Source organism: Mesorhizobium sp. M1A.F.Ca.IN.020.04.1.1 (assembly GCF_003997315.1).
Classification (GTDB): Bacteria; Pseudomonadota; Alphaproteobacteria; order Rhizobiales; family Rhizobiaceae; genus Mesorhizobium.
The window spans coordinates 1-13,831 of the sequence record NZ_RZSN01000158.1; the positions used below are offsets into that span (position 1 = coordinate 1).

Below are 13,831 nucleotides of genomic sequence, written 5' to 3' on the forward strand. Positions count from 1 at the left end.
CCAGTGATTCACGTGCCAACCAGGACCGCAGCGCCAGCCGACCGTCTCGACTGGCAGCGGCGCAGCGCTGGGCTTTGCCATCGGCATGGCCTGCGCGCCGGCGGAGAGCATCAAAGTGCCGGCGGCCAATGCGAACGGTAGAAAATATTTGGTGAGCATAAAGTTCGTCTCCGTGATTCATCCCTACCGCCGTGAAACGGACGGCAAGGTCGAAATCCGTCGGATGGGATGGATCACATCCTCGTTATCGGGCGGCGTCGTTGAGCGTCGCCACGGTCTTCAGCGCGCCGTCGAGCATGTCGCCCTTTTCGTCCTTCAGCGCCGCTTCGCGCAGGCGGCGGATCCAGTCGGCGGCGTCTTCGCGGCCCTTGAGCATCGGGAGGGCCGAGAGCACGCGGTCGAATTTCGACTGGGCACGGGCGTGGGTGTCGCTGTAGCCCTTGATCAAGCGGCGGCAATTCAGGATCTCCAGCCCAAGCGCATAGTTTTCGCGCGCATGGGCAAGCGCCAAGCCGTACCAGCGCTCCAGATGCTCGACCTCGACCTTGTGGCGCAGCAGGCGGCAGCGCCAGCGGCGCAGGCCGCCGATGAACCAGAGCATGGCGAAACCGGTGAAACTGTCGGTGCGGATATGGCGGCCGCGGTTGATGCGGCGGTCAAGGAAGGTGGCGAGCTTCGGGCGGCTCTCGATGTAACTGCCGATTGCTACCGGCAGCGTGCCGCAGAATTCCTCGATGCGCGGATGGAAATATTCGGTGACCTGCAGGACCAAGCCTTCCCTGACACCGACTTCCTTGCGCACGCGCCTGTCGCGGGTCGAACGCGTCTTGAGGTCGGCGACGCGGATCATGTCGTCGTAGCACATGGCGTTGGCCAGATGTTTCGCGGCCGCGACCGACAGCGCATGGCCACGCTCCGCATTGTCCAGCGCGATCGCCTTGTCCAGCCGGTCGAGATATTCGCCGCCATAGGCGATGTCCTGGAAGTCGACGACCTTCCTCAGGCCGCGCTCGGTCATGTCGCGCACCGGCGCGGGCAGCGCCGCAACGCGGGCGACGAGCTCCTGCCAGCCCTTCAGCAGCGTTTCGGGACCACTGATCTTCGCCGTTGGTGTGGTGTCGGGAGCGGCAGGCTTCCCGGTTGCGTTATCCCCGGCTGTCGCGACCGCGATGCCGCGCGCCCGGTCATAGGCGGCGCCGAAGGCGCCAAGGCTGGCCTTCACGCCACGGTCACCGGCGCCGATCGCCTGCTCGTAGTTTTCGCGCGCGAAGGGCAGCGCGTCGGAACCGGCCAGCGCGCCGAGCAGGCTGGCCGAGATCATCGTGCCGTGCTCGGCGGCGATCTTTTCCATGTCGAAGGCGATGAAGCGCTTGGCGGCCGCCTCGGCCGTCGCATACACCTTTTCCGACGAGGCGCGGCCGTCGCCCGGCTCGATCTTTTCCGAGACGGCGGCGATGCGATGCGAGGAGGCGATCAGCGTCGTGCGCTCGGGCGTGACGAAACCGCGGATGATGGCGCGGCCGGCTTCCATCAGCTCGGCGGCGATCAAGATGTCGACGTCGCCCTGCGAGGGCGACAGCGCGAAGACCGGCAGCCGGTCGGTGTCGCGGGCCATCTCGATGTAATAGATCGTCGCCCCGGTGCGCTGGGCGACGCCCGCCACCGACGTCGATTGCGCAATGTAGCCGCTGCGCTCGGCGACGTCGGTGATCCAATCGGCGAGCACGCCGCCGCCCTGGCCGCCGACGGCAAGCACGGCGAGTTTTATCACCCGCTCGTCATCAGAGGCGCCCGGCTTCGGGTTCAGCGGTGAAACCTGCTCAAGCATCGGCGAACATCAAACGGCGACTCTCGCGGCGGCGCTGCAACCGGCCGATCACTGCGCGGCGCGCGCTTTCCAGGAAACGGTCCCAGCGGCTCGGATTGTGCACGACATCGGCGCGGTAGAAGGAGGGGCAGAGCACGGCCGCATCCGCCACCTCGCCGCAATTGCCGCAGCCGACACAGTTCTGGTCGATCGAGGCGACCGGATCGTCACGCAGCGGATCGTCGAGCGACTTCACCGAGAGCGACGGGCAGCCGGAGAGCCGCATGCAGGCGTGGTCGCCGGTGCAGACGTCCTCGTCGACGCCGAATTTCGGCTTGACGACCCGCTCGCCGCCCTTCACCGCCTTGTCGACCAGCGGCCTCTCGCGGCGCTGGCGGTTCAGCATGCATTCGGACGAGGCGACGATGACCTTCGGCCCCTTCTCCTCGGTGGTTAGCGCCTCGCGCAGCGTGTCGCGCATTTTGCCGACGTCATAGGTGCGGTCGATGTGGCGCAGCCATTTGACGCCCATGCCTTTCACCGCTTCGGTGATCGGATGTTTTGTGGACTTGGTGCGGTTCGAGGCGCGCGAGGACAGGATGTCCTGGCCGCCGGTGGCGGCCGAGTAAAAATTGTCGACGATGACGATGACGCCGTCATTCTTGTTGAAGACGGCGTTGCCGATCGAGGAGGTAAGACCGTTGTGCCAGAAGCCGCCATCGCCGACGAAGGAGATCGAGCGGCGTTTCGCTTCCGGCGAATTGAAGGCGGAAGCCGAGGCCGGCCCGAGGCCGTAGCCCATGGTGGTGGCACCGAGCTCGAAGGGCGGCATGATCGAGAACAGGTGGCAGCCGATGTCGGAAGCGATGTGGTGCTTGCCAAGCTCCTGCTCGACCAGCTTGGTCGCAGCGAAGATCGGCCGCTCCGGACAGCCGACGCAGAAGCCCGGCGGGCGGCCGGGAACGACATTGATGAGATCGGCCGTGTCGACGCCCTCGCCCAACTTGTTCGGCGCGCGAACCTCGCCGGGCAGCAGATGCGCAGCATAGGCGCGCAGGAAGGAGCCAATGCCGTCCAGCATCACCTGCCCGGTATATTCGCCGGCCATCGGCAGATGCTCCTTGCCGACCAGCTTGGTGCCGCGCCCTGCCTTGTGCAGCATCGCGGCAAAGGCCTGCTCGATGTAGTTGGGCTGGCCTTCTTCGACGACCAGCACCGCCTGTTTGCCCTCGCAGAAGGAAAGGAACTCGTCATCGACGAGCGGATAGACGGCGTTCAGCACATAAAGCGGCACGTCGGTGTCGCCATAGGTGTCGGCAAGGCCGAGCCGCTGCAGCGCGCGGACGACCGAATTGTACATGCCGCCCTGCATGACGATGCCGATCGAGCCATTGTCCGGCCCAAAGACCTCGTTGATCTTGCGGCTCTTGATGAAATCGACCGCCGCCGGCCAGCGCTTTGCGACCTTCTCCTTCTCGTGCAGGAAGGAGGCAGGCGGCAGCACGATGCGGCCGGTGTCGCGGCGCGGGGCCGACAGCGCATCGGCAACCGACATAGGCGGCCGCTTGTTATCCTTGGCGATGAAGTGGCCATGGACGTGGCAGCAGCGGATGCGCACCTGCAGCATGACCGGCGTGTTGGAGGCCTCCGACAGCTCGAAGCCATCCTCGACCGCCTTGACGATCGAGGGCAGGTTCGGGCGCGGATCGAGCAGCCAGACCTGGCTCTTCATGGCGAAGGCGTGGCTGCGCTCCTGCATGATGGAGGAGCCCTCGCCATAGTCCTCGCCGACGATGATCAGCGCGCCGCCGGTGACGCCGCCCGAGGCGAGGTTCGCCAAAGCGTCCGAGGCGACATTGGTGCCCACCGTCGACTTGAAGGTGGCGGCACCGCGGATCGGGTAGTGCACGGATGCGGCAAGCATGGCGGTGGCGGTTGCTTCCGAGGCGCTCGCCTCAAAGTGCACGCCGAGCTCGCCCAGAATGTCCTGCGCGTCGGCGAGCACATCCATCAGATGGCTGATCGGCGCGCCCTGGTAGCCGCCGACATAGCCGACGCCGCATTGCAGCAGCGCCTTGGTGATGGCGAGGATGCCCTCGCCCGCGAATTCCTGGCCGGCGCCAAGCCTCAGCTTTTCAACTTCCTTGGCAAAAGACCGTTCGGCCATCTCTGCCTCCTTCCGTTACCGCCGTTTGGACGGCGGCGCGTACGTCAAACTCAAATGTCGTGCTTGCGGATGTTCTTCAGCATCTTCTGCAGAATCGCGATCAGCGCGGCATATTCGGCATCGTCGACGCCGTCGAACATCGCTTCGAAGGCATCATGCATGGCCGGCCAGGCGCGGGTGAAAAGCGCCCGGCCGTCATCGGTCAGGAACACATGGCGGAAGCGGCTGTCGGCGACGCCCTGCTCGCGCCGCACGAGGCCCTGGCCTTCCAGCGCGTCGAGCGTGCGACTCAAGGTCGATTGCTCGATCACCGTATAGACCGAGAGGTCGTTGACGGTGATGCCGTCGGTGACCGAGAGCACGGCCAGCGTGCGCACCTGCGGAATGGTCAGGCCCTGCTTGCGAAAGTCTTCTCGCAGGGTGGCGTTGTAGCGGCCCATGATGCGGTTCATCAAATAGGGCGCGAATTGCTGCAGGCCGATCTGGCCGAGGGTCGAGATGCGCTCGCGCTTTTCCGGAAGCTTCTGTTCCATCAGAGCCTCTCCGCCAGCAGAAAGCCGGAGCCGCCGCCGAGCCCCGCGCCCGGATGCGTCGAGGCGCCGATATGGTAGAGGCCCTTAATGCCTGTCTCGTGATTGCGGCTGGCCTTGAACGGCCGCCACAGGAAGGACTGGTCGATGGTGGACGAGCCGCCATAGGGATCGCCGCCGACCAGATTGATGTTCATCGCTTCCAGATCGGCAGGCGAATAGGCGCGGCGCGCGATGATGGTGTCGCGAAAACCATCGATGTGATGAGCGAGGATCGCCTCGACGCGGTCGGCGTAGGCCTCGCGCAGCGCCTCGCTCCAGCGGCCATCGGCTGGGGCCTCGAGCTTGCCGGCGGCATCGCCCTTGATATGGCGCGGCGCTTCCGGAAGCTGCAGCCACAGGATTGCCTTGCCCAGCGGACAGCGCGACGGATCGAGCGCGTGGGGCTGGCCGACGCAGATCGTCGGCACTTCCGGCAACAGGCCGCGCACCGCTTCGTTGCAGGCTTTCGACACACCATCGAGTCCCGGCGTCAGATGCAGCAGCGCCACCTTGTCGAGGCCCTCGCCGCGCCAGGCCGGCGGCTTGTTCAGCGCGTAGTGGAGCTGGAAGTTGCCCTTGCCGTAGCGGTAGGACTGCGTGGCCTTGGTTGCTGCGTCGGGCGCATCGTTGCCAAGCAGACGGCCATAGAGCTGCGTCGGCGTGACCGAGCAGATGATGCCCTTTGCCGCCGTCAGCGTCTCGCCGGAGGCGAGCCGCACCCCGGTGGCACGGCCGCCGGTCTGGACGATCGAGGCGACGTCGGCGTTGACGCGGATTTCGCCGCCGCGCTCCTTGATCAGCGCTTCGAAGGCGGCGAGCAGGTTCTTCGCCCCGCCCTTGACGATCGGTGCGCCGGCCGCCTCCAGCGCGAAGGCGATGAGCTTGGCGATCTGGCCGGAGAAGGCGTCTTCCGGCCCAAGCCCGGCATGCAGCACCCAGGGCGCCCAGAGCGCGCGGACGGTATCGGACTTGTACGCGGTCTCCAGCCAGCCCCGCGCCGGCACCAGCGCCTCGCCCAGGACGGCGGCAAGCTCGCGCGGACCGCGCCGCCACGCCTCGCCGGCCATGAGCTTCGTCGTCGGATAGGACCAGAGCGCGCCACCGAGCAGGCCGAAGAGCAGTCCGGCATTGCGTTCGATGTCGCCGACATCGCCGCCATGACGGTCGCCATCGCCGGAGGCAAATGCGTTCAGCGCCGCGATATTGGCGGCCCGGTCGGTGGTGAGCACGGCATGGCTGCCATCGGGCCGAAGCACGCCGGTGGGTGTGGTCGTGTGACAGAATTCCAGCCCGTGCCGCGCAAGATCCTTGCCGAGCGCGGCATAGGCCGGCGAGGTGATGAAGAGGACGAAGGTCGTCGCCATCACGTCATGGACGAAGCCGGGCGCCGTGATCTCATCGGTGCGCATGCAGCCGCCGATGCGGTCGTTGCGTTCGAGCACGAGCACCTTGGCGCCCTTGGCGCCAAGCATCGCCGCGCAGACCAGGGCGTTGATGCCGCTGCCGACGATGATGTGATCGGCAGCGGTCATTGCGCACTCGCAATCGAGAAGTGAACGTCAATCGCACTAAGGCGAGTTCCTTCGCGCCCCCCTCTGTCCTGCCGGACATCTCCCCCACTTGGGGGGAGATTGGCAGTTTCGGCGCCCTGCTCAATCCTAGGACGTCGGAGATTGGCGAAAGCGGAGGTGACGTGCAATCTCCCCCCTTGTGGGGGAGATGACCGGCAGGACAGAGGGGGGCGCCGTAGAGCGCCAGCGTCGCTCCGATCCCACCTCTCCACTACTCCATTGCGCGCGAGCATGATCTTCTCCCGAAGACCGCCACCTCGCCCTATTTGCCCGGCACGAGCGCCAGGGCGCGGATCGGGCTGCCGGTGCCGTGCTCGATCTTGAGCGGGGCGGCGATCAGGATCGCGCCTTTCGGCGGCAGCTGGTCGAGGTTGCAGAGGCTGGCGAGGCCATAGCGATTGGCTTTGTGCATCAGCGTGTGCGCCGGGAAAGGCGGCTCCATGCCGCCGGCCTTGCCGGCATCGGTGCCGATCGTCTCCGAGCCCCAGCCCTTGATGTCCTTGCTGATCAGGAACTGGATGGCTTCCGCCGTCGGTCCGGGTGTATGCGGGCCGGTCTCGTTGGCGTTGAGGAAGTCGGCTTCCGAACCGTTGCGCTTGTACCAGTCGGTGCGCATCACCACCCATTCGCCGGCATTGATGGTGCCATGCTTGGCCTCCCACGTCTTGATGTGGTCGACGGTGAGAAGGAAATCGTGATCGGCGGCGGCTTCCACTGAGCAGTCGATGACATTGACCGGGCCGACGAAATTCTGCGCCGGGATGGTGTCGGTGGCGCCGTCCGGATAGTCCTTGCCGGTGATCCAGTGCTGCGGCGCGTCGAAATGCGTGCCCGAATGCTCGCCGAGCTTCAGCCAGTTCCAGGCCCACCACGGACCGTTCTTGTCATACTTTGAAATGGGGTGGATCTCGACCTTCGGCGTGTCGACGGCAAGCTCCGGCGGCAGCTTGATCAGCGGCGTGTTGGGCCCGAGCGGCGCCGACAGGTCGACCACCTTGATGGCGCCCGAAAGCAGCTGGCCGGCGACCTCGCCGAGGAGTTTCTGCGTGTCCATTGTCTTCGTTCCCTCTTGTTCCGTGCTCATCAAGGCTCGTTGCGGCCCTTAATATCCTACTAGACGAAAACATATGCATCTGCAATTATCTTTAAGCATAAAGCATTTTGGGGCAGGGCGTGAGCGAGTTCGACGCCATCTTTGTCGGGGCGGGCCACAACAGTCTGGCCTGCGCCGCGCATCTGTCGCTCAAAGGCTGGAAAACCGCAGTTTTCGAGCGCAACACAACTATCGGCGGCGCGGTCCGGACCGCGGAATACACGCTTCCCGGTTTCAGGCACGACTTCGGCGCGATGAACCTGAGCCTGTTCGCTGGCTCTCCCTTCCATCGGAAATATGCAAATGAATTGAAAAGCCACGGGCTGGAATTTTCGCCCGTCGCCGACTGTTTCGCCAGCGCTTTCCCGGATGGAAGATGGTTTGGCGTCAGCAACGATCTCGAGAAGACGACATCGCGGCTCGCCGCCTTCTCCGCGGCCGATGCCGCTACATGGCGCCGGCTGGTCGAGGCCTTTCCAGGCGAGGCGGAGCATCTGTTCCCGCTGCTCGGATCGCCGATGAGCCCGCGCGCGCTTGCCGGCACGGCCTGGAATCTTTGGCGCAAGAAAGGCATTGGCGGTGCGCTCGATACCGGCCGCTTGTTGCTGTCTTCCCCCCGCGCGTGGCTCGAGGACAATTTCGAGACGCCGCATGTGCAAACCACGCTCGCCGCCTGGGGCATGCATCTCGACTTCGCCCCAGACATCGCCGGCGGCGCCGTGTTCCCCTATCTGGAATCAATGGCCAACCAGAGTTTTGGCATGGTGCTCGGCAAGGGCGGCGCCGACACCATCATCCGCGCGCTTGTCGGCATGGTCAAAGCGGCCGGCGGCAAGATCATGGGCGGCGCGGAGGTGGCGGAGATCACCGTCGCCGGCGGCCGCGCGACCGGCGTGCGGCTCGCCTCCGGCGATTTCCATGTCGCCAGCAAGGCCGTCATTGCCGGCGTCGCGCCCAAGGCGCTGACTGGCAAGCTGTTGCCGAACGGATCCGGCGATGCCGGGTTCGACGCGGCGATGAAAAAGTTCCGCCATGCGCCGGGCACGATGATGATCCATTTGGCACTGGACGATCTGCCGGACTGGAGCGCCGGCGCCGAGCTTCGCCACTTCGCCTATGTGCATCTGGCGCCGTCGCTCGATGCCATGTCGCGCACCTATCAGCAGGCGATTGCCGGCGTGCTGCCCGATCAGCCGGTGCTCGTCGTAGGACAGCCGACCGCCGTCGATCCCTGGCGGGCGCCAGAAGGCAAGCACGTGCTCTGGGTCCAGGTGCGCATGCTGCCGGCGGAAATCCTTGGCGATGCCGCCGGCAAGATCGCGCCCGGTTCCTGGGACGCGGTCAAGGACGCCTATGCCGAGCGCGTGCTCGACATCATCGAGAGCTATGCGCCTGGTTTGCGCCAGAAGATCCTCGGCCGCGCGATCTTCTCGCCGCTCGACCTCGAGCGCGAGAATCCGAACCTCGTCGGCGGCGACCTGATCTGCGGCAGCCACCATTTGGCGCAGAATTTTCTCTTCCGTCCGGCGCGCGGCTTCGCGCGCTGGAACACGCCGGTGTCGAACCTCTACCTCACCGGCGCCGCGACATGGCCCGGCGCCGGCACCGGTGCCGGATCCGGCTTCATGCTGGCGCAACAGCTGGGAGGGCACTAGCAGCAGAATTCCAGGATGGACAAGGCGCGGTTGCCCACCAGACCTTCCAAATGAACAACGCCGCGCGGACAATGAGTCAAAAACCGACAACCAACAAGGGGAACGACCATGACCATCAACAGACGCGATTTGCTTGGGTTTGGCGCAGCAGCGCTTGGCGCGGCGACACTCGGACTGCCGAAGGCAGCCAAGGCGGCGGACGAGCTCACCATCGCCTACAACGTGAACCTGCCATCCTGGGACCCGACGACCGGGCCTTCGGCGGTGAACCCGACCATCCAAGGCCTCTACCAGTCGGTGTTCGACCAGTTCATCCCGCAGAAGCCGGACCTTTCCTTCACACCCGGCCTGCTCACCGAATGGGGTTGGAACGACGATCGCAGCAAGGTGACGATGACGGTCCGCGACGGCGTGAAATGGCATGACGGCTCGCCCTTCACCGCCGAGGACGTTGTCTGGTCGCTGCAGCGGGCGGGCGACGAGAAGACCGGCAATCCGATCCAGTTCGTCTGGAAGAACGTCAACAACTTCAAGATCGACGGCAACAAGATCACCGCCGACGTCGTGCAGTTCGATCCGGTCTATTTCAAATGGATGTCTTTCCTGACCGGCTACATCATGCCGAAGGCCTATTACGAGAAGGTAGGCGCGGAAGGCTTCGAGAAGGCGCCGATCGGCACCGGGCCCTATATGGTCGACAAATTCGAGCGCAACGCCTTCCTGCGGCTGAAGGCAAATCCGAATTACTGGGGTGCCAAGCCAGCCTTCGAGAACGTGACGATCAAGTTCGTCACCGACGCGGCAAGCCGCGTCGCCGAGGTCGAGTCCGGCTCCTCGCAGGTGACGCTCGAAATCCCCTATGAAGAATATGACCGGCTGATCGCCAAGGACGGACTCGCCGGCTCGATCAAGAATGTCTCCGACATCGGCATGATCTTCTTCAACGACATCGAGGCGATGCTCGACAAGAACGTCCGCCAAGCGGCTGTGATGGCGGTGGACAAGGAGCTCTTGGTCAAGCGGCTGCTGCGCGGCTACGGCCAGCCGATCGCCACGCTGGAGACGCCGGAATACACGGCCTTCGACGCGTCGATCAAAGTCGAGCACAATCCGGAAAAGGCCAAGGAACTGCTCGCCGCTTCAGGGTATTCGCCCAAGAAGCCGGTCAAGTTCACAATCCAAACGACGAAGGGCTTCAAGCCCAAGGATTATGAGATGATCCAGGCGATCGTCGGCATGTGGCGCAAGGTCGGCATCGAGGCCAATATCGAGGTCTACGAGATCGCCAAGCATTACGAGCTGCGGGCCGCCGACAAGCTGGCGCCGGCCGCCTTCTACAACTGGGGGAATGCGATCGGCGATCCGACCACCTCGACCGGCTTTGCCATGTATGGACCTAGCCCGCATTCGGTGTGGGACAGCCAGGACCTGATCGACATGATCAATCCGCTGTGGGGCGAGAAGGACGAGGCCAAGCGCATCGCCGGCTGGAAGGCCGTCGACAAATACATCGCCGAGCAGGCCTATGTGCTGCCGCTGATGCAGTATGCTCAGCCGATCGTGCACTCGAAGAAGGTCAATGTCGTGCAGCATGTATCGGGCGCGCTGCTGCCGGCGCTGATGACCCCGGCCTGATGACATCTGAGAAGCTGCGCTGGCGCAGCGCACCTTCTCCAACGACGCAGGCCCCCTCATCCGGCCGGTGAGGGGCCGAATGCATTAGGCTCAGCGAGCATGCTGCTGCAGAGATTTCTTGTTCGTCTGATGACGATGCTGGTCACACTGTTCGGCGTCGCCGTCGTCGTCTTCGTCGTCATCCGCGTGGCGCCCGGCGACCCGATCGCGATGATGCTGCCACCCGGCGCCAGCAATGACGACATAGCGCGTCTGCGCGCGCTCTATGGGCTGGACAAGAGTATTGCGCAGCAGTTCTTCATCTGGCTCGCCGGCGTGCTGCATGGCGATTTCGGCACTTCGATCTCGCTGCGCCAGGATGTGCTCGGCCTCGTCTTCAACCGGCTGCCGGCGACGTTGGAATTGGCCACCGTCGCGCTGTTGATGGCGGTGGCGATCGGCGTCTCCGCTGCGATCCTCGGTGCGCGTTCGCGTGGCACGGCCGTCGAAGCCGGCATCGACATCGCCAGCGGCGCGACGCTCTCCATCCCCGATTTCCTGTGGGGCCTGGTGCTGATCCTGCTGTTCGGCGTGCTCATCCCGGTGTTCGACATTTCCGGTCGAGTGTCACCGCAACTCGACCTGCCCTTCGTCACCCAGTTCTATCTCGCCGAGAGCATTCTCAGGCTCCGCTTCGACCTCACCCGGGACCTGCTCAAGCACATGCTGATGCCGGCGATCGCGCTAGCGTTGCCGCTGGCGGCGATCATCGCGCAACTCCTGAAACAGTCGCTGAAGGAAGTGCTCGACCTCGACTATGTCGTGCTCGCGCGGGTCAAAGGCTTTTCCGAAACGCAGGTTATCCTGCGCGAGGCGTTGAAGAACGCGGCGCTGCCAACGCTGACGCTGGTGGGCGTGCAGTTCACCTTCCTGATCGGCGGCACGGTCATCGTCGAGCGGCTGTTCTCCTATGAGGGTCTCGGCAATATGGCGATCGATGCCGTCATCAACCGCGACCTGCCGCTGATCCAGGGCATCGTGCTGGTCTTCGCGCTGCTCTTCGTGCTGATCAATCTTGCCGTCGACATGATGTATGCGCTGCTCAATCCGAGGCTGCGTCATGGATGAGGCGCGCATTTCGCGACGGCGCTTCAGCCCGCGGCTATGGCTGGCCGGCGGCTGGCTTCTGCTGGCGCTGCTTGCGGCCATCTTGGCGCCGCTGATCGTACCGCAAGATCCGCTGGCGCAGGACCTGATGCTCGAGCGTCTGCCGCCCTTCTGGCTCGATGGCGCCGAGCCCGGCTATTGGCTGGGCACCGACAGCCTCGGCAGGGATCTCCTGTCACGGCTGATCTTCGGCGGCCGCATCGCCTTCATCGTCGCCTTCGCCGCGGCGGCGTCCGCCTGCATCATCGGCTCGGCGCTCGGGCTCATTGCCGGCTATTTCGGCGGTTGGGCCGACCGCGTCATCTCGCGCATCGTCGATGTCTGGATGGCGTTCCCGCCGGTGCTGTTCGCGATCCTCCTGGTCGCGGTGCTGGGCACCGGCTTGAGCTCCGTCATCATCGCCATCGCCGTCATCGACTGGACGCGCTTCTGCCGCGTGATCCGCGCCGAGGCGATGGGTCAGGCTCGCATGGACTATGTCGAGAGCGCGCGCATCGCCGGCTATGGCCGCATCGGCATCATGCTGCGCGAAGTCCTGCCCAATGTGCTGCCGTCGGTGGTGGCGCTCTTGTCGCTTGAGATGGGCATCGCCGTCATCGTCGAGGCAATCCTCTCCTTCGTCAATCTGTCGATCTCGAGCGACGATCCGACCTGGGGCGGCATCATCGCCGAGGGCCGGCTGTCGATCCACCAGGCCTGGTGGGTGCTGGTGTTCCCGCTGATCACATTGATCCTCACCGTGCTGTCCTTCAGCCAGTTCGGCGAAGGATTGAAGGCGCGATTCGATCCGGTGCTGCGATGAGCGCCAAGATGGAACCATGCCTCGAAATCCGCTCCTTGAGCGCCGTGCTGTCCAACGGCCAGCGCGTGCTGCGCTCGGTGTCGCTCACCGTGCAGCCGGGCGAAGTCCGCGCGCTGGTCGGCGAGAGCGGCGCCGGCAAGACGATGATCGGCAAGGCGGTGCTCGGCGTGCTGCCGAAGAGCGTGCGCATCGTCGAGGGCGAGATGCTGATCGAGGGCGAGGATCTCGGCCGCCTCGATGCGAAGGCGCGGCGGACGCTGATCGGCGCGCGTACCGCGCTGATCCCACAGGACCCGCTCACCGCGCTCAACCCGTCGCGCCGCATCGGCCCGCAGATGACCGACCGGCTGGTGCGCATCCTCGGCTGGAGCGGCGAGAAGGCAGACAAGCGTATCCGGCAGTTGCTCGACGAGGTGCAGATCCGCGAGCCCGAACGTGTTCTGAAATGCTATCCGCACGAGCTCTCCGGCGGCATGCGCCAGCGCGTGCTGATCGCGGCCGCCTTCGCCGCCGAGCCCAGGCTGATGGTCGCCGACGAGCCGACGACGGCGCTGGACGTGACCGTGCAGAAGCAGATCCTGCGCCTCATCGCGCAATTGCAGCGCAACCACGGCACGGCACTTCTGTTCGTCACGCACGATCTCGGTGTCGTCGCCAAGATCAGCCAGAAAGTGTCGGTGCTCTATGCCGGCAAGGTGGTCGAAGAAGCCGCGACCCCCGACCTGTTCGCATCGCCGCAGCACCCCTACACGCGGGCGCTGATCGCGGCGACGCCGCGCTATACCGATCCCTACGCATCGCTGAAGCCGGTGAACGAAACCGTGCTGGCCGGGCTCGCGGACGAGATCGCGGGCGCCGACAGGGCGTGGAGGCCAAGCCATGGCTGAGCCACTGTTTTCCGTCCGCGGGCTGAAGGTGGCGCTGCCCGACATGACGCGCAAGCCGCTGATCGGCCGGGCGCCACTGGCCGAGATCCTCAAAGGACTGGACTTCGACCTGCCCAAGGGATCGGTGACCGGCATCGTCGGCGAATCCGGTTCCGGCAAGTCGACGCTCGGCCGCGCGCTGGTGCGGCTGATCGAGCCGAGCGCCGGCTCGATCAGCTTCGAAGGGCGAGACATCGGCCATCTTTCGGAAGCGGAGCTCAGACCACTGCGTCGCGACCTGCAGATGATCTTCCAGGACCCGATGTCCTCGCTCAACCCGCGGCACACCATCTTCAACATCATCGCGGCACCCTTGAGGCAGAACGGGCTTGGCGACCGGCTGAAGGAGCGCGTGGCGGAAGCCCTGCAGCGCGTCGGCCTGCCGCAGAGTTTTGTCGGCCGCTACCGCCACGAGCTGTCCGGCGGGCAACGCCAGCGCGTCGGCATCGCACGGGCG

11 protein-coding genes are annotated in these 13,831 nt (G+C 65.2%); 6 read left to right on the forward strand and 5 right to left on the reverse strand.

Annotated elements, in window-relative coordinates:
* Positions 1–244 precede the first annotated feature (244 nt).
* The 5 genes from EOA49_RS24915 to EOA49_RS24940 form a co-directional block, all read right to left on the reverse strand.
* Positions 245–1,828 carry an indolepyruvate oxidoreductase subunit beta family protein gene (locus EOA49_RS24915; protein WP_127241800.1) on the reverse strand — a complete coding sequence of 528 codons (1,584 nt, stop codon included), beginning with the start codon at positions 1,826–1,828 and terminating at the stop codon, positions 245–247.
* Positions 1,821–3,974 (reverse strand): indolepyruvate ferredoxin oxidoreductase subunit alpha, encoded by a 2,154-nt coding sequence (locus tag EOA49_RS24920; RefSeq protein ID WP_127215073.1) that lies wholly within the window; start codon positions 3,972–3,974, stop codon positions 1,821–1,823. The genes EOA49_RS24915 and EOA49_RS24920 overlap by 8 nt, the downstream gene beginning before the upstream one ends.
* 50 nt (positions 3,975–4,024) lie before the next feature.
* On the reverse strand, positions 4,025–4,507 hold the full coding sequence (locus tag EOA49_RS24925) for a MarR family transcriptional regulator (protein WP_127215074.1): 483 nt from the start codon (positions 4,505–4,507) through the stop codon (positions 4,025–4,027).
* Positions 4,507–6,078 (reverse strand): NAD(P)/FAD-dependent oxidoreductase, encoded by a 1,572-nt coding sequence (locus EOA49_RS24930; protein WP_127243409.1) that lies wholly within the window; start codon positions 6,076–6,078, stop codon positions 4,507–4,509. The genes EOA49_RS24925 and EOA49_RS24930 overlap by 1 nt, the downstream gene beginning before the upstream one ends.
* Before the next feature lie 301 nt (positions 6,079–6,379).
* Positions 6,380–7,171, reverse strand: coding sequence for a cyclase family protein (locus tag EOA49_RS24940; protein ID WP_127242189.1), 792 nt, complete (start codon positions 7,169–7,171; stop codon positions 6,380–6,382).
* Positions 7,172–7,290: 119 nt separating this feature from the next.
* Here EOA49_RS24940 and EOA49_RS24945 point away from each other — a divergent pair, with 119 nt between their 5' ends.
* The 6 genes from EOA49_RS24945 to EOA49_RS24970 form a co-directional block, all read left to right on the forward strand.
* A complete protein-coding gene (locus EOA49_RS24945; RefSeq protein WP_127243410.1) occupies positions 7,291–8,865 on the forward strand; it encodes an NAD(P)/FAD-dependent oxidoreductase in 1,575 nt (524 codons plus the stop codon).
* Between the two features lie 108 nt (positions 8,866–8,973).
* Positions 8,974–10,500, forward strand: coding sequence for an ABC transporter substrate-binding protein (locus tag EOA49_RS24950; RefSeq protein ID WP_067324433.1), 1,527 nt, complete (start codon positions 8,974–8,976; stop codon positions 10,498–10,500).
* Positions 10,501–10,599: 99 nt separating this feature from the next.
* On the forward strand, positions 10,600–11,607 hold the full coding sequence (locus tag EOA49_RS24955) for an ABC transporter permease (protein ID WP_127241716.1): 1,008 nt from the start codon (positions 10,600–10,602) through the stop codon (positions 11,605–11,607).
* Positions 11,600–12,448, forward strand: coding sequence for an ABC transporter permease (locus EOA49_RS24960; RefSeq protein ID WP_127241715.1), 849 nt, complete (start codon positions 11,600–11,602; stop codon positions 12,446–12,448). Before EOA49_RS24955 ends, EOA49_RS24960 begins: the two co-directional genes overlap by 8 nt.
* Entirely contained in the window at positions 12,445–13,335 is an 891-nt protein-coding gene (locus EOA49_RS24965; RefSeq protein WP_127241714.1) for an ABC transporter ATP-binding protein, read from the forward strand. Before EOA49_RS24960 ends, EOA49_RS24965 begins: the two co-directional genes overlap by 4 nt.
* Positions 13,328–13,831, forward strand: a 504-nt coding sequence (locus EOA49_RS24970) for an ATP-binding cassette domain-containing protein (RefSeq protein WP_127243411.1), incomplete at its 3' end; no start/stop codon positions are given. The genes EOA49_RS24965 and EOA49_RS24970, both read left to right, overlap by 8 nt.